We start from the raw sequence: 21,770 nt of genomic DNA, 5'->3' as shown, positions 1-21,770 counted from the left end.
AAGCAAAGGAGGAATTTGCGCCAAGCGATACAATTAAAGAAAATAATTCCGTGGCTTACGATCGGCCAATCAGCCGCGGGTATTCGATAGCTGGGCAGCGATCGATTATCACTTTCAAACCAGCATCTGCAGCCTTCTTTGCTGCTTCTTCATGCACCACATCGAGCTGTGTCCAAAGAACCGCTGGCCGCTGCTTCATAGCGAGAATTTCATCTACAATGCTCGGAAGCGAATAAGATGCTCGGAAAACATCCACCATATCGATCAGCTCATCAATATCGGCGAGATTGGCCACTACTTGCTGTCCGTGGATACTTTTTCCCACCTGCCCCGGATTAACGGGAATGACATGGTATCCCCGATCAAGCAGAAACTTCATGACGCCGTTGCTTGGGCGCTCAGGCTTGGGCGACGCACCAAGCAACGCAATCGTTTTGACAGACTGAAGAATTTCGCGAATTTGATTGTCTGAAGGTGTCTGCATTTGGTTCCTCCTCCGCAAATTTCGACTTTATTGGTGGCATATCGCAACACATGCTTGCAAGATCGGCCTTACTCCCGTTAGTTCTTAAAGATAGGGAGAGGAAATGAATATCAATACTGCACACCATACGGCCTTGAGCCCAGTCATGAATATTGACGATTTACGCCTCTTCATGAAGCGCGAGTTTCCGCAACTTGACGACAGTTTTGAGATTGTCTCTATAGAGGACGGCGTCGCGACAATGCATCTTCGCGCCGATGCTCAGCACTTGCGCCCCGGCGGCACTGTTTCGGGTCCTTCTCTTTTCACACTTGCAGACGTGGCAGCTTATGCAGCAATTCTTGGTCATATAGGACCAGTCGCGCTTGCCGTAACTACAAATCTCAATATCAATTTCCTGCGCAAAGCCACGCCGGGGACGGTGAAGGCGTTGGCAAGGATTCTCAAGCTCGGAAAGCGTTTGGCCGTACTGGATATAAGTCTGACCAGTGATGAGCGAAACGAGCTGATCGCCCACGCAACAGCGACTTATTCCATTCCACCGCGTTAAAAAATACGGTATTATAATACCTCATTCATAAGTGATTGTTTTTATTGTATTTTTAAATAACAGTCGTAAAAACAGCGCTTGACGACCTTCTCGAGTTTGTGTATCGACCCGCCTAGTGCGTTAGGAAGCTCGCTTTCAAACGTCCTTAAGGTTGGCCGTCGTTACAATTGGCGTGACTAACACAAGCAACAAGAAAAGCCTGGATCGTAAGATCTGGGATTAAGTCAAGGAAGACTTCAATGGCAACTTTTTCTCAGAAGCCAGCCGAAGTGGTGAAGAAGTGGATTCTGATCGACGCAGAAGGTCTCGTCGTCGGTCGTCTCGCATCCCTCGTCGCCAATCGCCTGCGCGGTAAGCACAAAGCAACCTTCACCCCGCACGTTGACGATGGCGACAATGTCATCATCATCAATGCCGATAAGGTTGTTCTGACCGGTAAGAAGTACACCGACAAGGTTTACTACTGGCACACTGGCCATCCAGGTGGCATCAAGGAGCGTACTGCTCGCCAGATTCTCGAAGGCCGTTTCCCAGAACGCGTTCTTGAAAAGGCTATCGAGCGTATGATCCCACGTGGCCCGCTTGGCCGTCGTCAGATGAAGAACCTGCGCGTTTATGCAGGTGCAGAACATCAGCATGAAGCTCAGCAGCCAGAAACTCTGGACGTTGGCGCGCTGAACCGCAAGAACAAAGGGAATGCATAATCATGGCTGAGCAGCTCAACTCGCTCGAAGAACTCGGCAGCGTAGCCGCTGAACAGGCCGCTCCGGTTCACGTTCAGAAGATCGACGCTCAGGGCCGCGCTTATGCGACCGGCAAGCGTAAAGACGCGATTGCTCGCGTTTGGGTCAAGCCAGGTTCCGGCAAGATCACCGTCAACGGCAAAGAATTCGCTGCGTATTTCGCACGTCCGGTTCTGCAGATGATCCTGCAGCAGCCAATCGTTGCGTCGAACCGCGCTGGTCAGTTCGATGTTGTTGCGACTGTTGTTGGCGGCGGTCTTTCCGGTCAGGCCGGTGCAGTTCGCCACGGCATCTCCAAGGCACTCACCTACTACGAACCAGGCCTTCGCACGGTTCTCAAGAAGGGTGGCTTCCTTACTCGCGATAGCCGCGTTGTTGAACGTAAGAAGTACGGTAAGGCAAAGGCTCGCCGTTCTTTCCAGTTCTCCAAGCGCTAATATTTATCGCTTTGGAATTACAGAAAGCGGACCTTCGGGTCCGCTTTTTTGTTTTCGCAATGTCTGGACTGTTTCAACCTGCCCAGGCACGAATGGCTTCCCGGCTGATCTGCAACTGTTTCTCGACAGACTGTTTGTAATATTCCGGCGCCATGCCGGAAATCCAATCGCCATAGCTTGGATTTGGAAGCATGAAAAACTTAGTTCCAAAGGCCGCTTGATTGGCTGCAACGAAAGCGCGTCGCTGCTGGTTGTTCTTGTGATACGTGACACCTCCGAAATCATTGAGATTATCACCAACATAGACCACCGCATCAAAGCCGGCCGCTTTAATGGTATCAAAACGCGCCTGCTTGTTTGATTGGCCACTGTTCAGAAGCAGTGTCTTCGTTGATACACCGGGAAAGCCGAGCTTCCTGATGTTGGCCGCTGTATGTTCAAATGATTTGGCATCGCGGTTCGTGACATAGAACATGGTGCCTCCATGCGAATTCACATGACGTGCGAAATCGACAGCACCCGGAATAGATCGGGCCTGTTCGGCAACCATCCAGCGCGCCCAAGTTTTCTCTGTGTAAGGCACATTATGCTGGATACGCCATCCGGCATAAGCCGAATTATCGATCATCGTTTCATCAAGATCGACGATCACCGCTTTACGGTATCCTTTGCGAACCTTCGCCGTGTCGAACGCTTTGCGCGCACTGTTAAAGGCCTGATAGGCAAGCGCCTCGTATTCGCCAGATTGTTGCATCCAGTTGAGCGCGCCCACATTCTGCTGCTCCAATTGATAGCGGGCCGCACGCTGGTCAGTCACACAGCCAGACAGCGCGGCAGAACAAACAAGCGCGATTGAAATTGGAAATATTACTTTTCTCATAAAACCCCTCTTTGAAAGAGAGGTATTTGCCAACACGCTCCGTGTTCTCACAATCGCGGTTTATCGCCCGCGCAATTTTGCACCCTGAGATGTTGAGCAGCGCTCTAGGCTATTGAAGCCACCCATCGAGCTTTCCAAAAATAGATTCCGATTTTTGGGCTGATGCTGTAGTCGCAGTTGCAAGCCCCGTCGACAGCATTCATGAAGAGTGAAGTCCACGATTCTTCGAAGGTGGAGCACGCCTATGTCTACGACTGAATGTTTTGCCAACACACCGCAACCGCCCTACTTCGTAGTCACATTTTCATCGCAACGATTTGGCGCTGATGATGGCTATGGTGAAATGGCTCAATGCATGGCGGAACTGGCCTCAAAACAACCCGGTTATATTGGGGTTGAAAGTGCGCGCGATACGGAAGGCTTCGGCATCACCAATTCGTTCTGGGCAGACGAAGAGAGCATCCGGGCATGGAAGCGCGACGTTGATCATCTCGTCGCGCAAAAACTCGGTCGCCAGCAATGGTATGAAACTTATCGCGTTCGCATCGCCCGGGTAGAACGCGCTTATGGTTTTGACGCAAAAACCACATAAAGCAATCTCCCAATTTGCTTCGTGAAGCGCTATGAGAGTTGTGAAACTATTCGGGAGCCAGCCATGCCCTCAAAAACCATCGACCATGCTTTCACCGCCCGCAGCCTAACCAGCGCTGCCACCGACCCCACCCACGCGGGTGTGCTGTCGTTCATGCGGCGTGTTTATACGAAGTCGCTGAAGGGTGCTGAAGCAGTCGTTTGGGGCATTCCGTTTGATGCGGCGGTTTCCAACCGGCCCGGCGCGCGCTTCGGTCCGCAGGCGATCCGTCGCGCATCGGCGATTTTCGACAACGATCCACAATATCCGTTTGAGCGCGATCTATTCGAAAACCTCGCCGTGATCGACTACGGCGACTGTCTTCTTGATTACGGCAATCATTATAAGACGCCCGCAACGATAGAGCGGGAAGCCGGAAAAATCCTCAAATCCGATGCGTTTTTGCTAACGCTTGGCGGGGACCATTTTGTGACATGGCCACTACTCAAAGCCCATGCCGCAAAATACGGCCCGCTTGCACTGGTTCAATTCGACGCGCATCAGGATACCTGGTTTGATGATGGCAAGCGCATTGACCACGGTTCTTTCGTAGCTCGAGCCGTGCGTGACGGAATTATCGATCCTGAACATTCTATCCAGATCGGCATTCGGACGCATGCGCCAGAAGATTGCGGAATCAAGATCATCTATGGTCACGAGGTTGAGGACATGTCGGCGCAGGCAATTGCCGACGTGATTCTGAAACGCACTGTTGGCAAGAAGACCTATCTGACTTTTGACATTGATTGTCTTGATCCGGCATTTGCACCAGGAACCGGCACGCCAGTTGCTGGTGGCCCGTCTTCAGCGAAGGTGCTGTCTGTGCTTCGCAAGCTCACACAACTTGATTTTGTGGGTGCAGATGTTGTTGAGGTTGCACCCGCTTACGATCATGCCGATATAACGGCAATAGCCGGAGCGACCATTGCGATGTATTATCTCGGACTTCTGGCCGAGCAAAAAGCGCGACGATAAAAACTAAGCCTTGCTGCAGCTCAGAAATTGATTCAAGCAGCTCGAAAATTGATTCCGAATAATGGCGTAACTTTCTGAAATCTAAAGGCAAAGCGCATGAAACCGAAAATCTTCATCGACGGCGAACACGGCACAACTGGTCTGCAAATTCGCAGTCGCCTTGCCAAGCGCGACGATCTTGAAGTGATTTCCATTCCAGAAGCCGAGCGTCGCAACAAGGATTTGCGTACCGACTATCTGCGTTCTGCCGATATTGCGATCTTGTGCCTGCCGGATGACGCTTCCAAGGAGGCTGTTTCGCTGCTCGAAGGTCACAACTCGACCCGGATAATCGATACGTCGACTGCTCATCGAGTGCACTCAGAGTGGGCCTACGGCTTTGCGGAGCTCGCCAAAGGCCAGCGTGAGCGGATTGCTGAAGCACGCCTTGTTGCTAATCCCGGCTGCTATCCGACCGGCGCTATCGCCCTTGTTCGCCCCTTGCGCGATGCCGGGTTGTTGGCGGCTGATTATCCAATCAGTGTCAACGCGGTTTCCGGCTATACAGGCGGCGGCAAACAGATGATCGCGCAGATGGAAGATAAGAACCATCCGGAGCATCTAGTGGCCAACAACTTCCTCTATGGCCTGCCGCTGCGTCACAAGCATGTGGCTGAACTGCAATTGCATGGTCGTCTGGATCGCCGCCCACTCTTCAGCCCAAGCGTCGGCCGTTTCCCTCAAGGCATGATCGTTCAGGTTCCGCTCTTTGTGACCGAACTTGAAGGCTCGCCGTCGCTTAATGATATCCATAAGGTTTTGACCGAACATTATGCTGGGCAGAATATCGTTGAGGTTGTTTCGCTGGAGGAAAGCAGTCAACTGCCGCGCGTCGATGCTGAAGAGCTTGCTGGCAAGGATGGCATGAAGCTTTTCGTGTTTGGAACGGAAGGCGACAATCAGGTCAATCTCGTAGCGCTGCTCGACAATCTCGGCAAGGGCGCATCGGGTGCCGCTGTTCAGAATATGAATCTGATGCTCGGCAAAGCCTGATGACGGAAAGGCCGATATTCCCCGCCGAATGGAATGTCGGTTCTTATGTGCCGCTCGCGGACACACATTCAAGTCTGGTCTGGAAAGTCGAACGCAATGACTTTCCAGACGAAGTTTTTGTTGTCAAGCAGCTCAAGCCCGCTGGGATGGAGGAACTGCGAGGCACACATTATCTTTCATGGCGTGACGGTCATGGGGCTGCAAAGCTCTATGATCTCAAGGAAACATCGATGTTGCTCGAATATGCGGGCGGCTACCACCTCGATGAGCATCTCAAAAGTGGCAAAGACGAAGAATGTCTCGCTATTTTTGGGCAAGTGCTGACTGCATTGCATCAGCCTTCCGCCTCACCTGTTCCAGATGATTTGCAACCACTTAACAAGCATTTTTCCGGCCTCTTTGCAGTCGCAAGACACAAACCAATTTATGCGGAGGCTACGGAACTTGCAAAGCGCCTTTTGGAAATGCCGCGTGAAGCAATTCCGCTGCACGGCGATATTCATCATGAGAATGTCATGCGAGGGCCGCGCGGCTGGCTTGTGATCGATCCCCACGGGCTGATGGGGGATGCGACATTTGATGCCGCCAACATCTTCTACAATCCGCTGGATCGCGATGATCTGTGCCTCAATCTCGAACGCGCTCAGCGCATGGCAGAGCATTTCGCGCCGATCCTCAGATGCGATCCTGCCTATGTCCTCGATTTCGCATTTTCCTATGGCTGTCTCTCAGCCGCTTGGCATCGCGAAGACCGCAATGATGCCGATGAAGCGCGGGAGCTGAAGATAGCTTCCGCGCTAAGGCATCTGCGTCAGACTGTTTATTCTTTGTAAGCGCCTTTTGTTGCGCGCCAGTGTGCAACGGCGAAAGCCAGCACCATCAACGCCACGAACTGGTGCGTTAGGCCGAGATCAAGAGGAACACTCATCAAAAGTGTGGCAATGCCTATCGCTGCCTGCACGAGTATCAGGCCGAGCAACACGATTGTACGGCGGGCATGGGTGGTTGCTGCCGCATTTTTCCAAACCTGCACGGCGTGAATGACCGCCAGAACCAGAACTGTGTAGGCGAACATGCGGTGTACGAACTGCACGGTCTTTGGATTTTCAAACAAATTGCGCCACCAAGGCGACTGGATGAACAAATCTGACGGGATGATCGCACCATCCATCAGCGGCCAGGTATTGTACGTAAGACCTGCATGGAGCCCGGCGACAAGACCGCCAAGATAGATCTGCACCAGCACAGCAAAGACCAACCAGCCTGCGAAACGCTGGATAGACCGTTCCGCCGGGCGCTCGGTATAAGTGACGAGCCCTCGCGCGATATAGAACACGGCCGTTATGATGACGCAGGCCGTCGTCAAATGGATGGCAAGACGATACTGGCTGACGCTGGTAAGCTCGCTCAGTCCCGATGCAACCATCCACCAGCCAATAGCGCCCTGAAAGCCGCCGAGTGCCAGAAGGCCAAGCATCCGGTATTTAAGGCTGCTGTTCAGACGTCCGGTCAGCCAGAAGAAGGCGAGTGGAATTGCAACCAGAAAGCCGACAAATCGCGCAAGCATGCGATGCGCCCACTCCCACCAGAAGATGGACTGGAACGCTTCGAGTGACATGCCCTTATTGATCTGCTGATATTGCGGAATCTGGCGATACTTATCGAATTCTTCCAGCCATTCGGCATGATTGAGCGGCGGAATGACGCCGTGGATCGGTTTCCATTCAGTAATCGACAAACCAGAGCCAGTCATGCGCGTTGCACCACCGACCATGACGATTGCGATCAGAACGACAAAAACTGCATAGAGCCAATAGCGGATCAGCCGACGATTTTTATCCTCGCCGGATCTCACTGCGCTCTGCCCTTCATGTCGAACGGATACTGCCGCCATGCCATTTTATCCCTGACTGTTCATCTGCCCGATACATGCCGCATAGGAGAAGCGGTTACAAGCCAAGTTCACGCGACATGCCGACGCGTTTTCACTTCCTTTGCGTGTTCTCACAAGCTAGTGAAGAGCAGGATAGAGGAGAAAGACATGCCCGTTCGGCTGAAAAAACTCATAGGCACATTTCTGCTGGTTGCTCTTGTGATCGTCTATGCAGTTTTTGCGACAATTATAGCTGTGGCCCAGCTTGGTAATTCACCTGCATGGGTGCATCTCCTTTATTTCTTCTTCACCGGTATTCTCTGGGTGTTGCCTGCTATGGGTATCATCTGGTGGATGGCTCAGCCTCCTCGCCCAAAACGTCGTTGAGTGATTTGCGGGGGCAACCGAAACGTGACTGATGAAGCCCAAGCCAATCTAACGCCACGCCTCATTGTTGATTACGCGCAACTGCGTGCTTTTTGGTCAAAGCCGGGTGCACTGCACGGTAACGCGCAAACTTTCGACTGGATCGACTGCTGGCGCAGGCATGTCAATTCGGACACTCTGGTTGCTGGTCTGTTTGCTGACAATGCGCCGGTTATGTTGCTGCCACTTGAGACTGTTAGCGTAAACGGCACACGCGTGTTGCGTTATCCAGGCGGAAGCCATGCAAACTGCAACTTCCCCTGGCTTGACGGTTCGGTCGACCACGCATCCGTCGGCCTGCTCGTGTCGACCATTCGGATCGCTAGGCCAGATATCGATGTGCTTTCGCTAACGCGGCAACTGCCCATTCTATCCGGCCAAGATAACCCTTTGTTGCAGCTGAAAAGTATGGAGAACCCCAATCCTGTGCTTGCCGCGTCTCTGGTCAGCGGATTTGATGCAGTCCTTGAGCGAAGCAACGCCAAGCGAAAACTCAAAAAACATCGTCAGCATGGCCGTCGATATGAAGAGGCTGGCGGGTGGCGAATTTATGCCCCCCAGTCCCGTGAAGAAACGAACGAGATACTCAATGCTTTCTTTGCTCTCAAAGCGCATAGATTCCGGCAAATGGGGATCGACGATCCTTTTGCCGATGCCCATATTCAAACGTTCTTCAAAGAGCTTTACGGAAACGCGACTGGGAGCCTGCACGCAGCATACGAACTGCAAGTCCTTGAAGTCGGCGGCAAAATCCGCTCGCTGATCGGCAAAACCCGTTCGAAACTCGGTCCGACTGTCGAATTCAGCGCGATAGCCGATGACGAGTTAATGACTGCCAGCCCTGGGGAGTTTCTGTTCTATGAAGACATCAAGAGAAGCTGTGACGCTGGCCTGACCATCTATAGCTTTGGGATCGGCGACGAGCCCTATAAGCGAGAATGGTGCGATATTGAATCGAGCATCTTCGACACCATTATCCCTCTAACGGCCAAAGGCAAAGCCTTCACCGCACTGCAATCAGTCCGTAACAAAGTCGTCGCGACAGTTAAAGGCAATCCCCACTTATGGCAGTTCGCAAAAGCGCTACGCAGCAAACTGGCGAAACGCTAAGATTTCACGATAAGCGCTTCTCAATTTGATTCAGACGAGAGCGCTATCTCGTTGATCGTGAATCGAAATCAGGCCGTAGGTTGTGACGCATCAGGGTTAGCACCTGTCGCCTGCTGATTGTCCATCAGAATGATGACGTCTTCATAGCCGCCCTGATCCATATCAAGCGCTGCCATAACGACACTGTTGTCGTCGGGATCGACAATATTCATGATCACGACAGCCGGACCGTCGGCAATACGGCGTATCTGCCGCGATGTGGAAGGGCCGCATTCGACCACCACGAAATCATAAACCGTTTCCAGCGCATCCAGGATATACGGCAGGCGATCAGCCGAACGCATCGCGTTCTCAGGCGCTACCTTGCCTAGCGGCATCACATGCGCCTGAGAATAGTGGTCCGTATGAATGACATCGTTGAAGCGCCGCTCACCGGCCAGAAGCTCTGTAATACCGGCTCGGTTACTGCCATCGAGCATAACTAGCCCCAGCGTACCGTAGGCTGTCATATCGATCAGAATAGCGCGTTTGCCCCGATCCGCCAGCTCCCGCAGAAGACGCACAGTCGCAGCGGATGCACTATCGCCTTCCGGAGATATCGCGATGACCCGCTTTAAACTGCCTTCAATCAGGCCGTTAGCCACCGTCTTCACACCATTTGGATTTTCTGGTGCGTCTTCCGCAGAGGCAATTTTTGAACCTGACATGAAAGGCGACGTCCAGCGCCGCACAGGGCGGCTATCGGCAGTTTTGAACTCGCTTGCGGAAGGCGGCGTGAAAGCCATGTCTGTTGCAGCTTCAATCACTGGCATTTCAATTTCTTCCACCGCTGCAATAAGGCGCCCGTCCACTGTGACAAAGGCCCGTCCACTGAACAATTCACGCAGCAAGACGAAAATTGATAGGAGCAACAGTCCAGCAACAAAGGTCGCGCTGACAACCGGCAAGGTCTTTGGATAATATGGCAATCCCGGCGCATCAGCGCGAGAGAAAATCCGCGCATCGGCGGGGACATAATTGCGATCCGTGCGCGAGGCAGCTTCGCGATAACGCGTCAGATAGGTCTCAAGAAGCTGACGCTGCGCAGCCGCTTCACGCTCGAGCGCCCGCAGTTCCACTTCCTGCTCACCAGCCTGGGCGGCCTGTGCCTTGACACGATTTAACTCACGATTGAGTTCATCCTCGCGCAGTCTCGCAGCACTCACCTCATTGTTGAGGCTCGTCAAAAGCTTGCGCCCTTCTCCATCGATCTGTCGGTCGAGATCGGCGAGTTGCGAGCGCAACGATTTGATGCGCGGATGGCCATCAAGCAACGTTACTGAAAGATCAGCGATTTGCGAATTGAGCTGAATGCGACGTTCGGAAAGGCGCTGCATCATACCGGATGCTACAACATCAGGCAGAGTATCAACCGGGACACCGGCTGCAAGCGCTCTGCGAATGCTTTCCGCTTTTGCTTCCGAGGTTGCGCGGCTTGAACGCAGTCGCGTCAATTCCGTCGAGACTTCGGATAGCTGCTGGGTGGCAATGGTGCTGTTTGTCTGTCCCGTCAGAAGGCCATTTGCTCCGCGATAGTCCGCAACTTTCTTTTCTGAATCCCGCACTTTGCCGCGCAGATCCTCGATTTCTGGTGCAAGCCAGCCGGTTGCATCATCGTTAGACTGGAGTTTTGCAGCGCCTTGCAGCGCGATATAGGCGTCAGCCACTGCGTTTGCGATATCCGCTGCTTCCTGCGGATTTGAAGACGTATATTGGACGACGATCACACGCGAACCGCTGACGTTGAAAACCTGCAAGTTCTGGCGCAACCTTTGCAGTACACGCTCTTCAGGTGCCAGACTGGTCGGATTGTTGCGCATACCAAGAAGAATCAAGATACGCGTCCAAGGCCTTACATTTGTTGAGGTAAATGCCTCGTTGTCGGTGAGCTTGAGCTTATCTGAGACTTGTTTCAGAAGATCGCCCGAAGTCAGCACTTCGACCTGGCTTTTCACCCCTTCCGGGTCCATCAATGGCCGTTCAGCTGTGGCTTCACCATTTGGACGTGTGAAAACGGATTCACGGGATTCGATCAGAATACGGGTCTCAGCGCGATAATCAGGTGTCAGAAGGAGACATATGATCCAGGCAAGCACTGCCATAATGAGTGCGCCGCTGACAATCAAAAGCCAATTGCGGCGCAAGCTCGAAAAGAGCGCACCAATATCAATATCTGCGTCTTTCGACAGCCTATCGACTTCAGACATTCTCATACTCCGCCCGATGTTCCGCCCAATACTCTGGATGTGCGGTTCCCGAGCCATCACCTCGCCCACTCAAAACGTGTCGAAGGCCAATTTTGTAAGAAAATGTAAACGAACAAGGTAACCAGAGGGTTAAACTGTCTATTTGTTCGGTTTCACTGGAAAGAGAGAAAGTTTTTCCGGAAGCGCATCACTTCTTTACCAGCCATTAACCTTAATCAATCGATAACGTCATGTATCAGCATTTGGATATCTCCTATCCGAATCTGCAAATGCGGCAATGCTTTTCGGAAGAGACCGAGGCGACAATGACGATGCAGAAAACTCATAAAAAGCGCACGAGCCGGTTGGTTCTTGTTGCGCTTGGCCTTGCGGCGATGACGCTTTCCGCATGCTCCAGCTATCGCCCTGCCCCACAGGCGTTTCATGCCGCGTTAAACGAACCCTATTTGCTCAATGCAGGTGACCGTGTGCGCGTTACCGTGTTTGAGCAGGCAAGCCTCACCAATAATTATAGCGTCGATCAGTCGGGCTATATCGCATTCCCGCTTATTGGCAGCGTTCCGGCAAGTGGAAAGACGGTAAAGCAGCTAGAAGGCACAATTGCCTCAAAACTGCGTGGCGGCTACCTGCGCGATCCTGACGTCAGCGTTGAGGTCGACCGTTATCGTCCGATCTTCATCATGGGTGAAGTGGGCGGTGCGGGCCAATATTCTTACGTGCCAGGTATGACTGTGCAAAAGGCAATCGCCGCAGCTGGAGGGTTTACTCCACGCGCCAATCAGGAAAGTGTCGATATTACACGCACGATCAATGGAGACGTGATGACAGGACGCGTCCTGATCTCTGATCCGATCCTACCGGGCGACACCGTCTATGTGCGCGAACGTCTATTCTGATGACGATAAATGTCTGATGAAAAGCACAACACGCCCTTACGAATCGTCCATTGTTTTCGCGAACCTACGGGTGGCTTGTTCCGCCATGTCCGCGATCTCATCAGCATTCAGGCTTCAAACGGGCACCAAGTTGGCATTCTCTGCGATGCGACAACCGGTGGCGTGCGCGAAGATGAATTACTGGAAGAATTACGGCCCAAGCTTGCATTGGGCATCCATCGTATCGCCATGCAAAGACATATCGGCATTGGCGATATCAAAGCTGCATACAAAGCCTATCGCATTATCAAGAAATTGCAGCCGGACATCTTGCACGGACATGGCGCCAAAGGTGGCGTTTATGCACGTCTGTTCGGCTCAGCTCTACGGGTTTTTAAGTCTCGCGTAGCCCGTATCTACTCACCGCATGGCGGCAGCCTGCATTTTGACAGAAAGACGCGTCGTGGTGGCGCGGTCTTTCTGGTCGAAAGGTTGCTGGCTCCGCTCACCGACGCTGTTCTGTTCGTTTCAAACTTCGAGAAGCGGACATATGAAGAGAAGGTTGGCAGGCCATACGACCTTCATGCGGTTATTTATAACGGCTTGTCTGATGAAGAGTTTGTTCATACGACAACCGCAACTGACGCCACTGATTTCCTTTTCATCGGAACGATGCGTGAATTAAAGGGGCCCGATCTGTTGATCCGCGCCCTTGCTTCTCTTCGTGACAAATCCGGGAAGCGTTTTACCGCCACTATGGTCGGCGATGGCGCGGAGAAGTCCGATTTTCTCACGCTCGCAAATGAGCTCGGCATGGCTCACCAAATCCGCTTTTTGCCCGGCATGGCTGCGCGAGAAGCGTTTCCGCTTGGCAAAAGCATCGTGATTCCATCACGCGCGGAAGCATTTCCTTACATCGTGCTGGAGGCATTGGCTGCTGGAAAAGCTGTCATTGCGAGCAGTGTTGGCGGCATTCCGGAAATCTTCGGCCCCAACTCACCGGCTCTTGTTGAGCCCAACTACGAGCTGCTCGCAGCCAAGCTGCTCGTAGTTGCCAGCGCTGAGGCTGATTTCGTAAAATCGATGCCCGACAGAACACGCCTGCGCGAGCGGTTCAACCTTCAGGCAATGGCACATTCTATAGAATTGGTTTACCGTGAAGCACGTTCCTGAAAATCTTGCACCAGCTAGGACCATTTGATCAGCAAATCCTTAGGATTTGCAGTTAAATATAGTCCGGCACGTTGATTAGCAGGGGTAAAATTGTGCGGGATAATGATGTGTCTTCTCCAATCGATCCTGAGGCAAGTAATGCCAAAGGCACGAGTGGTTCCAAACCGAGCGAACAGAACGGGTTGAACGCAATGGCGCGCCAGATGGCCGCGCAATATGAGCGTAACACCCTGTCGCCAACCATGCTCAGCGGTGTGATACGGCTCGTTGAATTCGGCATCGTCCTCACGACTGGCATTCTGAGCTTTGCCTATTATGTCAGTTTCAACACCTCGCTCCTGATCTACTATCTGCTCATCATGCTCGCGGGCGGTGGCCTTTACGTTCTGATGATGGAAATAAACAACGGCTATCAGATCAATATTCTGCGCAGCCCCAGCCGCCACCTGAAACGCGTAATCATCAGCTGGGCAACTGTGCTGGGAGCCGTTGCCGTAGCAGGTTTTCTCTTCAAGGTTTCATCGGATTTTTCGCGCGCCTGGTTTCTGATCTGGGCTTTGAGCGGAATGATCGTACTCATCATCTGCCGCCTCTTTGTCTCGTGGAGAATCCGTCGTTGGGCACGGAATGGTATTATGGAGCGGCGCGCTGTCATCGTCGGCGGTGGACCCAATGCCGAAGCCCTGATCCGCACACTTGAACAGCAGCCGGATAACGACATTCGCATCTGCGGCATCTTCGATGACCGTGATGACAAGCGTTCGCCGCCCATCGTGGCAGGCTACCCCAAACTCGGAAACGTAAAGGAGCTGATCGAATTTGCGCGTATTGCGCATATCGATATGCTGATCGTTTCGCTCCCTATCAGTGCCGAAGAACGCATTCTGATGATCCTTAACAAGCTGTGGGTGCTGCCGGTCGATATCCGTCTGTCGGCACTTAACAACCACCTGCGTTTCCGCCCCCGCGCCTATTCCTATATCGGCAGCGTGCCGATGCTCGACATCTTCGACAAGCCAATCAACGACTGGGACTCAGTTGCCAAGCGTATTTTCGACATTGTGTTCAGTCTGCTTGGCATCGTCTTTCTTTCGCCCATCATGCTGGCAACCGCGATTGCCATTAAGCTCGACAGCAAAGGCCCGGTAATCTTCAAGCAAAAGCGGCATGGCTTTAACAACGAAGTCATCAATGTTTGGAAGTTCCGCTCGATGTATGCGGAGCAGAGCGACCCGACTGCACGCAACGCCGTCACAAAAAACGATCCCCGCGTGACCCGCGTCGGACGCTTCATCCGCAAGACATCCATCGACGAACTGCCGCAGTTCTTCAATTCGCTGACAGGTTCACTGTCGCTTGTGGGCCCTCGCCCCCATGCGGTGGCCGCGCACTCTCACAACGTGCTCTATAATGAAGTCGTTGATGGCTATTTCGCACGTCACCGCGTCAAGCCGGGCGTAACCGGCTGGGCGCAGATCAATGGCTGGCGCGGCGAAATCGACAATGAAGACAAGATCACCATGCGCACAGAATATGACCTGTTTTACATTGAAAACTGGTCGCTCTGGTTTGATCTCAAAATCCTGTTTCTGACCCCCGTCAGACTTCTCAACACGGAAAACGCTTATTGAGAACAGTCGCCAACGGTACCAGCAGTGTTTCGGCACCTTACCGCGTTTTACCTGCAACAGAGGTTGCAGGTAAGCGCGCTTTAAACAGGCTCATCGCTAACTTTGCTATTGGACTTGGTGTTTTTCTACTTGGGTTCGTGATGAGCGAACCCGCTCCATACGAACTTTATATGGTCGCGCTCATAGCAATCGCCATGCTTTTTGGGATGCGGTTGACACGAACCAGCCTGGTGTTGCTCGCTTTGCTGACCGTGTTCAACTTCGGCGGTATGATTTCCGTCATGCAAATGGCTGACACTAAGGATGCGCCATTATATATCGCTGTTTCGCTGTTCCTTGCCTTTACGGCTGTCTTTTATGCCGCAATCATCGAAGCAGACTATCGTCGCCTGAAAACGATATTCAACGCCTATCTTCTGGTCGGTATCCTATCGTCGCTGCTCGGCATTGCGGGATATCTAAACCTGTTTCCTGGCGCCGATGCCTTTACCCGTTATGGCCGTGCAATGGGTGGCTTTAAAGATCCGAATGTTTACGGGCCGTTTTCGGTGCTTCCCTTCACATGGAGCCTTTACCGCATCATGAAAGGCAATGGCCGAGATTTGCTCGTCTATATGCCGTTGTGCTGTGTACTGACACTCGGCATACTGGTTTCCTTCTCACGTGCTGCTTGGGCCATGGCGCCGCTCTCGTTCCTTTGTCTTTTTGCAGTGCTGCTGCTTCAGAGCCAGAGCAACAGGTTTCGCCTGCGCTTGATCACAATCGGCTTGCTTGCGGTCCTTGTCATTGCACTGGCTATTCTACTACTCCTGCAAATTCCCGACGTAAGAGCGCTCTTTTTAGAGCGCGCGCGCCTTGAACAAAGTTACGACAGTGCGCGTCTGGGCCGGTTTGCCCGGCACTGGCTCGGCATGGTGCTTGCGACCGAACATCCACTGGGAATTGGACCATTGGAATTTGGTCCCATGTTCGGCGAAGACACCCATAATGTCTGGCTGAAAGCAGTGCTTGATTATGGCTGGATCGGTTTCATCGCCTTCATGACTTTAACCTTCCTGACACTGGCCATCGGTTTCAAACTAATGTTCAGAAATCGACCATGGCAACCTTTTCTGCTTTGCGCTTATGCGACCTATCTTGGTCATGTACTCATCGGCAATGTGATTGACACTGATCACTGGCGGCATTTTTATCTGCTTTTTGGCCTCATATGGGGGTGTGCTGGGTTGGAGTATAAACACTACCGCAAAGCCGCTTCACACAACCAATTCCAAGGAAATTTGCTTTGCAATTCGTGATTTATGCCGCCGCAGCTATATTCGAAATAGCCGGATGCTTCTCGTTTTGGGCGTGGCTTAAACTGGACAAATCCCCCCTCTGGCTTGTTCCAGGTTTGGTTTGTCTCGCCCTTTTCGCCTATCTGTTGACACTGATTGAAAGCGATGCTGCGGGACGTGCCTATGCAGCCTATGGCGGGATTTATATTATTGTATCGATCGTATGGATATGGGCTGCAGAAGGCATGCGCCCAGATCGCTGGGACGTTATAGGCGCGACCGTAGCCTTTGTTGGCGCGTGCATTATTCTTTTCGTTCCACGCACTTAGTTCACATCCTGAAAAATGTGAAACGCTTCAGCTGATCTTACTGAACTCAATATAAAAATCGCGGATACCCGAGGCAAGAAACTGTACGGCCACACAGGTCAGCAAAAAGCCCATGATCTTTGTCACCGCCTGCATACCGTGTTCCCCGAGCACCTTCTCGATGAGCGATGCGGAGGACAGTGCAAGATAGGCGACACAGATCGTTATAGCGACTCCCAAAATAACAACCACATGGCCCACAACGGTATGCTCAGATGGTATCTGCGACGCAAAGCTCATAACAACCGCTATAGAACCCGGCCCTGCCAGGCTAGGCATTGCCAGTGGCGAGAAAGAGTAATCCAGTTCAGCCTTTTTGATATCGGCAGGTTCTGCATCCACTTCGGACGAAGAATCCTCACCAGAGAAAATCATCCGCAAGGCCAGGATCATGATAATCAGCCCGCCAGCCACACGAATACCGGGCATGGAGATACTAAACAACGAAATGATCCCATTTCCGAGCAGCAGAAAAGCCGTTAGGATCGAAAAGGCATATATGCAGGCTTTTCTTGCCTGAACGCGTTTGTTTTCCGCACTCATGCGTTTGGTCAGCGACATATATAACGGGATTGTCGTCAAAGGATTCATAATAGGCAAAAGACCGATCACAACGATCGACACATATTTTGCAAAATCAATAATCAAACTCATCCCAACAGCCTCAAACATCAAGCATCTCTGATAACAATAGCGCAGAAAAACTTGAAAGAACGCACTTTAATACCGGCAGATAACCTATTCGCTCACCAATTAAAATTTGGGAAGTCGATCAAGTGCCTAATCAATTTTGGCTATCATAACGCACATTAAATTATACCAAAAGGTCAAATTATTACACCGGGTAACTTTGCTATATAAAATAAACACCACATTCACTCCGTATCATCAAAATTATTGTGAGCGAACAAGTGTGATTGTTAAAATAAAAAATGCTCATTAGATTAAACCATACTATAACGATAAAAATTCTATATTCATACTTCATCAATAATCTAGATTAGTTATTTTACTAAACTTTATTAAATGAGGAGATCACGCCTTACCCCCGTACGTGATCTTTGCGAGTAGCACATAAGGTTAAGATTGCCCCGGCCCTCAGCCGGGGTATTTTTTTGACCGCAGAACTACAAATTTCTCTGGACGCACATAATCCCACGGGATTCACGGCATGCAAAATTGGATAGTTCATTTCTAAACTGCCAACCTTGCACATCATGCAGAAATAAATAGCGAATAACTACTTATGCAGCTTTGCGCCTTTAACCAGTTTGTCGACGATTTTCTTTTCTGCCCGAATGGCGATACCGACAACATTTGCAGATTCAGGTGCAAACTTTGAAAATACATCTCTATTCGCAACGTCATGCCCTGTGGAAAACATCTCTTCAATATAGAGAGAAGTTGTGATCCCTCTTTCCAGTGACTTTACGTGTATTTTGTGCATTTGAGCCGCATCCGCAGACATCACGACTACTGGCTGAATGGACAAAGCATTGTAAATGTTGCCGGCCCCATCCTGATAAGGCTCGCCGATGATATCCGGGTGTTGACTGACAATCCCGCTAGCGAGAAAAGCGGTGACATTCAGCTCCTGCCAAGGTGCCAAATCATCACGCAAAACAATTGTGAACTTTGTATCGAACATGCAAAAATGATCCCATTATATTCGTGCTAAGCGGATAATAGGGAACGCAATATTTTGAGTATTGAACGTTTGTGCAAATCTGAGCGAATTCTGCATGCTCCAACAAAACGGGGCATTGATCGCATTGATGCGAGATTCCATGGCGTTGGATTTAGCCCTCATCGTCATGATACCTATGCGCTCGGAATAACCTTAGCCGGTGTACAGACATTTCGCTATCGTGGAGCCTCCCGCGTTAGCGTTCCTGGGAATACGATTGTCATTCACCCCGACGAACTTCATGACGGTGCCGCCGGTTCTGAAAACATGCTGCATTACAGGATGTTCTATTTTCCGCCGGAACTATTGCTGGAAGCGTCAAGTCGCACGCACATCTTACCTTTTGTCAAAGAACCAATATTGTCTGACAAATCGCTGCATCAATTGCTGGTGGAGGTTCTTATAGATCTCAGCAACGAACCCGATGAACTGCTACTCGACGACGTTATAATGCGCTTGCAGTCCAATCTATGGAAGCATGCAGATAGAGAAATTACGCATCCAAAATTTATTGCGCGTGATGCGATCTTGAATATTCGTGAATATCTTAAGGAGAATATCGAAAGCACAGTATCATCTGTCGATCTTGAGAACATTTCCGGTCTCGACCGATATACATTGTCACGCCATTTCAGAGCACTTCATGGAACGAGCCCACACCGCTATCTAATTATGCGCAGGCTTGAAAAAGGTCGGCGCATGCTATCCGGCAGCAATATAAGTCTGGCTGAAACTGCACTAGCCTGTGGTTTCTCAGATCAGAGTCATTTCACGCGGCATTTCAAATCAGCCTTTGGAATGACACCCGGCCGCTGGTTACGGTTTACGCAACGACCGTAACTACCCATCGTGCAGTTCCAAGCTAATTGCAGCGACGGAAAGACTGAAAAATGTATGTGACTGCAGGTTGAACCGAAAGTGGTTCACCAGCATCGTCAATGCATTGTTCTCATTGGGGAAAAATGGTCGGAGCGGCGGGATTCGAACCCACGACCCCTTGACCCCCAGTTATGAAATTCTATCAAGAATGTCGTCTAACGTTGAAAAGTGTTACTGACAACCTATTGTTTTATAGCGATTTATTAGATAGCGTCAGCTAAGAGCTAACGTTATCGAATAGTATCGGTCGTTACCCGGTGGTTACTAGCTCTCATTTGTAAATGATAGCAAAGGGGCAAGTGATTAATGGCAAAGCTCACAAAAAAGGCCGTTGAAGCCGCCATTCCGGATGGAAAACCTTTCTTCTTGTGGGATGCTGGCGATGGAGCCGTAAAAGGATTTGGCGTCAAAATCAGCGCAACCGGGAAAAAGGTTTTTGTTGCCAAATTTAGAATTGGCGGAGGGAGGTCTGCTCCGACTAAGCGCGTTTCGATAGGAGAGTTTGGAACATGGACCGTAGAACAAGCTCGCGCACGAGCAGCTGAGCTTATCCGTGAAGGCCAAGCCGGTATAGATCGCAAAGCAACCGATGCTGCAATGCGCGAAGCCGCTCAAGCGGCACGCGCAAGTGCAGACAAAGAGCGCCGTTTAGCACGCAATCTGCGCATGGACCGCCTCGCGGCACGTTTTATGCGTGACCACGTTAGGGTTAGACGAAAAGCGGCAACGGACGACTTCTATCGCCACATCATTACCAAGTACATTTTCCCGGCTTTTAAACATCGTGATGCTCGAACCATAACACGGGGCGAAATAAACACGCTCCATGTATCGCTCGCGGACAAACCTGCTACGGCAAATCGCGTCGTGACGGTCATTTCTGCAATTTACGGTTTTGCCGAACAGATTGAACTATTACCCGATAATATTCGGCGTCCGACGTATCGAATTGAAAAATACAAGGAGCAATCGAAGGAAAGATTTCTCGACATAGCAGAGTTGCAGCGCTTAGGTGCAACCATTCGCGAAGCCGAAACAGTTGGCATCGCCTACGAAGTTGACGAGACTAAAGCAAACTCCAAGCACGCGCCAAAACCCGAGAACAGGTTTGTTAAAATTGACCATGAAGCTGCGTCTGCACTTCGGATGTTGATATTCACAGGCGCTCGCCTCAGAGAAATTTTAAACCTTACTTGGAAAGAGGTGGATTTAGAACGCGGGCTGTTGAGGTTGCGTGATAGTAAAACTGGCCCCAAAACGGTTCTTCTCAACGCTCCGGCTCGTGCGGTTCTGGTAAGCTTACTTGACTTGAAAAGAAGTGATTATGTCTTTCCAGGCGAAAACCGGGACGGCAAGCCACAGCCGCGAACAGACCTGAAAAGGCCGTGGCGTCTCGTCTGTAAAGCGGCAGGCTTAGAAGGCGTACGCATCCACGATCTTCGACATAGTTTTGCCTCCGCCGGCGCCAGTGACGGCCATGGTTTGCAAGTAATCGGAAAGCTGCCGGTCATGCCGATGTTGCAACAACACAGAGATATGCCCATCTTGCGACCGATGCAGTTCGACAAGCAAGCGACGAAATTGCCGCCAAAATTGCGCAAGCTATGGGAGAAGCCCCCGTATCTGATACGGCAACACTCTTGCCGTTCTCGAGACGGGAGGCATAATTAATTGAAATCGTCTGTGCCTCAGTCAATTACATTTTCGGATTGGATTTGCCGTTACGATTTAACAGCCGTCATGGCTCGCCTTGATCAACCCGGTTGGGAAATAGACAAACTTCTAGGTGGCATTTCTCCGAAGTTGGATACAGATGCTACAAAAGCGTGGCGTTCGGAATTAGCAATGGCGGCAATCGCTGCGCTGATTTCCGCACAGGACAGGTACCGCGAGCAAGAACGTCGCCGCGAGACGATAGACCTTTTGCGTGGGCTTGGCGGAAATTTATCGGAAATGCTGAAAGAGTTTTTGGCAACCCTCACCAAAAACCCTGACCCTGATTTCAAAAATCTTACTCTGCACGAGTTCGAGGCTCAAATACTTCCACCTAGCTTACGCGAAATCCTTCTCTCGTCGGCTATACAGCTTCGTGACGGTCTCGAACAATACCGAAGCAATGCATCCAAGGTGGCCCAGCCGACCCGTATCGACTGGCTCGGCATCCTATTTGCTCGTAACTTTGATCTAAAATGGCAAAGCTTGCAAAAATCAGTAAAAAGCACGCCGTCGAAATACACTGTTGCGTTAACGTTGTGGTGCGACATGGGATTTCCAACTGATATGGAGCGAAATGTCGATGGGAACGATCTCGAGTGGATGAGGAACAAATTCAGGGCAGCCGGTAAAATGGGTATCGAAATATAAAAAATTAGTTACCACGCCCTACGGGTGCGACACTTGCCATTGTCAGTCGATAGCAATCGACAAAGGGTAATAGCATGTCTCAGAAAAACATTGACGCTACAGATGTAGCCCACAGGAGAAGCGAACGAC

At 51.2% G+C, this 21,770-nt stretch carries 23 protein-coding genes; 17 read left to right on the top strand and 6 right to left on the bottom strand.

Translation table 11 applies throughout. The features are described 5' to 3' along the window. Positions 1–55: 55 nt before the first annotated feature. Positions 56–484: a CoA-binding protein gene (locus tag OIV19_RS17620; RefSeq protein ID WP_264232471.1), complete on the bottom strand. Its 429-nt coding sequence runs from the start codon at positions 482–484 to the stop codon at positions 56–58. A gap of 103 nt (positions 485–587) precedes the next feature. Between OIV19_RS17620 and OIV19_RS17615 the strand changes: the two genes are divergently transcribed. The 3 genes from OIV19_RS17615 (at position 588) to rpsI (ending at position 2,214) form a co-directional block, all read left to right on the top strand. Next, the gene (locus OIV19_RS17615; RefSeq protein ID WP_151095515.1) at positions 588–1,034 is read left to right on the top strand and encodes a PaaI family thioesterase; all 447 of its coding nucleotides are present in this window, start codon (positions 588–590) and stop codon (positions 1,032–1,034) included. Between the two features lie 239 nt (positions 1,035–1,273). After that, complete coding sequence (gene rplM, locus OIV19_RS17610) at positions 1,274–1,738, top strand: 50S ribosomal protein L13 (protein ID WP_095446418.1); 465 nt, start codon at positions 1,274–1,276, stop codon at positions 1,736–1,738. 2 nt (positions 1,739–1,740) lie between these two features. Continuing rightward, positions 1,741–2,214: a 30S ribosomal protein S9 gene (gene rpsI / locus OIV19_RS17605; RefSeq protein WP_064320455.1), complete on the top strand. Its 474-nt coding sequence runs from the start codon at positions 1,741–1,743 to the stop codon at positions 2,212–2,214. A gap of 73 nt (positions 2,215–2,287) precedes the next feature. On the opposite strand, the gene OIV19_RS17600 is transcribed toward rpsI, so the two are convergent. Beyond that, a complete protein-coding gene (locus tag OIV19_RS17600) occupies positions 2,288–3,094 on the bottom strand; it encodes a 5'-nucleotidase, lipoprotein e(P4) family (protein WP_264232465.1) in 807 nt (268 codons plus the stop codon). A gap of 244 nt (positions 3,095–3,338) precedes the next feature. Here OIV19_RS17600 and OIV19_RS17595 point away from each other — a divergent pair, with 244 nt between their 5' ends. The 4 genes from OIV19_RS17595 (at position 3,339) to OIV19_RS17580 (ending at position 6,565) form a co-directional block, all read left to right on the top strand. After that, entirely contained in the window at positions 3,339–3,686 is a 348-nt protein-coding gene (locus OIV19_RS17595; RefSeq protein ID WP_264232464.1) for an antibiotic biosynthesis monooxygenase family protein, read from the top strand. 63 nt (positions 3,687–3,749) lie between these two features. Next, complete coding sequence (gene speB / locus OIV19_RS17590) at positions 3,750–4,700, top strand: agmatinase (protein WP_264232462.1); 951 nt, start codon at positions 3,750–3,752, stop codon at positions 4,698–4,700. 96 nt (positions 4,701–4,796) lie between these two features. Continuing rightward, entirely contained in the window at positions 4,797–5,732 is a 936-nt protein-coding gene (argC, locus tag OIV19_RS17585) for an N-acetyl-gamma-glutamyl-phosphate reductase (RefSeq protein ID WP_264232460.1), read from the top strand. Further along, positions 5,732–6,565 carry an aminoglycoside phosphotransferase family protein gene (locus OIV19_RS17580; RefSeq protein ID WP_264232458.1) on the top strand — a complete coding sequence of 278 codons (834 nt, stop codon included), beginning with the start codon at positions 5,732–5,734 and terminating at the stop codon, positions 6,563–6,565. The genes argC and OIV19_RS17580 overlap by 1 nt, the downstream gene beginning before the upstream one ends. Here the strand turns inward: OIV19_RS17580 and OIV19_RS17575 are convergent. Next, positions 6,553–7,626, bottom strand: coding sequence for a COX15/CtaA family protein (locus tag OIV19_RS17575; RefSeq protein ID WP_191793817.1), 1,074 nt, complete (start codon positions 7,624–7,626; stop codon positions 6,553–6,555). The genes OIV19_RS17580 and OIV19_RS17575 overlap by 13 nt on opposite strands. A gap of 147 nt (positions 7,627–7,773) precedes the next feature. Here OIV19_RS17575 and OIV19_RS17570 point away from each other — a divergent pair, with 147 nt between their 5' ends. After that, positions 7,774–7,992, top strand: a complete 219-nt coding sequence (locus OIV19_RS17570; RefSeq protein WP_024897446.1) for a DUF2842 domain-containing protein — start codon at positions 7,774–7,776, stop codon at positions 7,990–7,992. 24 nt (positions 7,993–8,016) lie between these two features. Then, positions 8,017–9,141 (top strand): GNAT family N-acetyltransferase, encoded by a 1,125-nt coding sequence (locus OIV19_RS17565; RefSeq protein WP_264232456.1) that lies wholly within the window; start codon positions 8,017–8,019, stop codon positions 9,139–9,141. Between the two features lie 68 nt (positions 9,142–9,209). On the opposite strand, the gene OIV19_RS17560 is transcribed toward OIV19_RS17565, so the two are convergent. Then, entirely contained in the window at positions 9,210–11,387 is a 2,178-nt protein-coding gene (locus OIV19_RS17560; protein ID WP_264232454.1) for an exopolysaccharide transport family protein, read from the bottom strand. Positions 11,388–11,698: 311 nt separating this feature from the next. On the opposite strand from OIV19_RS17560, the gene OIV19_RS17555 reads away from it, so the two are divergent. The 5 genes from OIV19_RS17555 (at position 11,699) to OIV19_RS17535 (ending at position 16,672) form a co-directional block, all read left to right on the top strand. Continuing rightward, the gene (locus tag OIV19_RS17555) at positions 11,699–12,283 is read left to right on the top strand and encodes a polysaccharide biosynthesis/export family protein (RefSeq protein WP_208636310.1); all 585 of its coding nucleotides are present in this window, start codon (positions 11,699–11,701) and stop codon (positions 12,281–12,283) included. Between the two features lie 9 nt (positions 12,284–12,292). Beyond that, the gene (locus tag OIV19_RS17550) at positions 12,293–13,435 is read left to right on the top strand and encodes a glycosyltransferase (protein WP_264232451.1); all 1,143 of its coding nucleotides are present in this window, start codon (positions 12,293–12,295) and stop codon (positions 13,433–13,435) included. Between the two features lie 107 nt (positions 13,436–13,542). After that, on the top strand, positions 13,543–15,066 hold the full coding sequence (locus OIV19_RS17545; RefSeq protein ID WP_404900930.1) for an undecaprenyl-phosphate glucose phosphotransferase: 1,524 nt from the start codon (positions 13,543–13,545) through the stop codon (positions 15,064–15,066). Beyond that, on the top strand, positions 15,063–16,364 hold the full coding sequence (locus OIV19_RS17540) for an O-antigen ligase family protein (RefSeq protein ID WP_264232449.1): 1,302 nt from the start codon (positions 15,063–15,065) through the stop codon (positions 16,362–16,364). Before OIV19_RS17545 ends, OIV19_RS17540 begins: the two co-directional genes overlap by 4 nt. Continuing rightward, positions 16,352–16,672: a YnfA family protein gene (locus tag OIV19_RS17535; protein WP_095446406.1), complete on the top strand. Its 321-nt coding sequence runs from the start codon at positions 16,352–16,354 to the stop codon at positions 16,670–16,672. Before OIV19_RS17540 ends, OIV19_RS17535 begins: the two co-directional genes overlap by 13 nt. Before the next feature lie 27 nt (positions 16,673–16,699). Here OIV19_RS17535 and OIV19_RS17530 read toward each other — a convergent pair whose 3' ends face one another. Continuing rightward, positions 16,700–17,383, bottom strand: coding sequence for a MarC family NAAT transporter (locus OIV19_RS17530; RefSeq protein WP_244923283.1), 684 nt, complete (start codon positions 17,381–17,383; stop codon positions 16,700–16,702). A gap of 568 nt (positions 17,384–17,951) precedes the next feature. Continuing rightward, complete coding sequence (locus OIV19_RS17525) at positions 17,952–18,359, bottom strand: DUF2000 family protein (RefSeq protein WP_264232443.1); 408 nt, start codon at positions 18,357–18,359, stop codon at positions 17,952–17,954. A gap of 54 nt (positions 18,360–18,413) precedes the next feature. Here OIV19_RS17525 and OIV19_RS17520 point away from each other — a divergent pair, with 54 nt between their 5' ends. From OIV19_RS17520 to OIV19_RS17510, 3 genes are all read left to right on the top strand, one after another. After that, the gene (locus tag OIV19_RS17520) at positions 18,414–19,238 is read left to right on the top strand and encodes an AraC family transcriptional regulator (RefSeq protein WP_264232442.1); all 825 of its coding nucleotides are present in this window, start codon (positions 18,414–18,416) and stop codon (positions 19,236–19,238) included. A 345-nt stretch (positions 19,239–19,583) separates the two neighbouring features. Further along, positions 19,584–20,948 (top strand): tyrosine-type recombinase/integrase, encoded by a 1,365-nt coding sequence (locus OIV19_RS17515; protein ID WP_264232441.1) that lies wholly within the window; start codon positions 19,584–19,586, stop codon positions 20,946–20,948. After that, on the top strand, positions 20,949–21,641 hold the full coding sequence (locus OIV19_RS17510) for a hypothetical protein (protein WP_264232440.1): 693 nt from the start codon (positions 20,949–20,951) through the stop codon (positions 21,639–21,641). Positions 21,642–21,770 lie beyond the last annotated feature (129 nt).

Origin of the sequence: Brucella sp. HL-2 (assembly GCF_025846885.2) — a bacterium.
Classification (GTDB): domain Bacteria; phylum Pseudomonadota; class Alphaproteobacteria; order Rhizobiales; family Rhizobiaceae; genus Brucella; species Brucella quorumnocens.
This window is presented reverse-complemented; position numbering and strand designations above follow the sequence as displayed.

What these genes read in the sequence shown, in the direction of transcription:
- OIV19_RS17570 (WP_024897446.1), top strand. Translation starts at nt 7,774, where the DNA reads ATGCCCGTTCGGCTGAAAAAACTCATAGGCACATTTCTGCTGGTTGCT.
- OIV19_RS17595 (WP_264232464.1), top strand. Translation starts at nt 3,339, where the DNA reads ATGTCTACGACTGAATGTTTTGCCAACACACCGCAACCGCCCTACTTC.
- OIV19_RS17615 (WP_151095515.1), top strand. Translation starts at nt 588, where the DNA reads ATGAATATCAATACTGCACACCATACGGCCTTGAGCCCAGTCATGAAT.
- OIV19_RS17555 (WP_208636310.1), top strand. Translation starts at nt 11,699, where the DNA reads ATGCAGAAAACTCATAAAAAGCGCACGAGCCGGTTGGTTCTTGTTGCG.
- OIV19_RS17560 (WP_264232454.1), bottom strand. Translation starts at nt 11,387, where the DNA reads ATGTCTGAAGTCGATAGGCTGTCGAAAGACGCAGATATTGATATTGGT.
- OIV19_RS17575 (WP_191793817.1), bottom strand. Translation starts at nt 7,626, where the DNA reads ATGGCGGCAGTATCCGTTCGACATGAAGGGCAGAGCGCAGTGAGATCC.
- OIV19_RS17515 (WP_264232441.1), top strand. Translation starts at nt 19,584, where the DNA reads ATGGCAAAGCTCACAAAAAAGGCCGTTGAAGCCGCCATTCCGGATGGA.
- argC (WP_264232460.1), top strand. Translation starts at nt 4,797, where the DNA reads ATGAAACCGAAAATCTTCATCGACGGCGAACACGGCACAACTGGTCTG.
- rpsI (WP_064320455.1), top strand. Translation starts at nt 1,741, where the DNA reads ATGGCTGAGCAGCTCAACTCGCTCGAAGAACTCGGCAGCGTAGCCGCT.
- OIV19_RS17530 (WP_244923283.1), bottom strand. Translation starts at nt 17,383, where the DNA reads ATGTTTGAGGCTGTTGGGATGAGTTTGATTATTGATTTTGCAAAATAT.
- rplM (WP_095446418.1), top strand. Translation starts at nt 1,274, where the DNA reads ATGGCAACTTTTTCTCAGAAGCCAGCCGAAGTGGTGAAGAAGTGGATT.
- OIV19_RS17580 (WP_264232458.1), top strand. Translation starts at nt 5,732, where the DNA reads ATGACGGAAAGGCCGATATTCCCCGCCGAATGGAATGTCGGTTCTTAT.
- OIV19_RS17550 (WP_264232451.1), top strand. Translation starts at nt 12,293, where the DNA reads ATGTCTGATGAAAAGCACAACACGCCCTTACGAATCGTCCATTGTTTT.
- OIV19_RS17525 (WP_264232443.1), bottom strand. Translation starts at nt 18,359, where the DNA reads ATGTTCGATACAAAGTTCACAATTGTTTTGCGTGATGATTTGGCACCT.
- speB (WP_264232462.1), top strand. Translation starts at nt 3,750, where the DNA reads ATGCCCTCAAAAACCATCGACCATGCTTTCACCGCCCGCAGCCTAACC.
- OIV19_RS17600 (WP_264232465.1), bottom strand. Translation starts at nt 3,094, where the DNA reads ATGAGAAAAGTAATATTTCCAATTTCAATCGCGCTTGTTTGTTCTGCC.
- OIV19_RS17620 (WP_264232471.1), bottom strand. Translation starts at nt 484, where the DNA reads ATGCAGACACCTTCAGACAATCAAATTCGCGAAATTCTTCAGTCTGTC.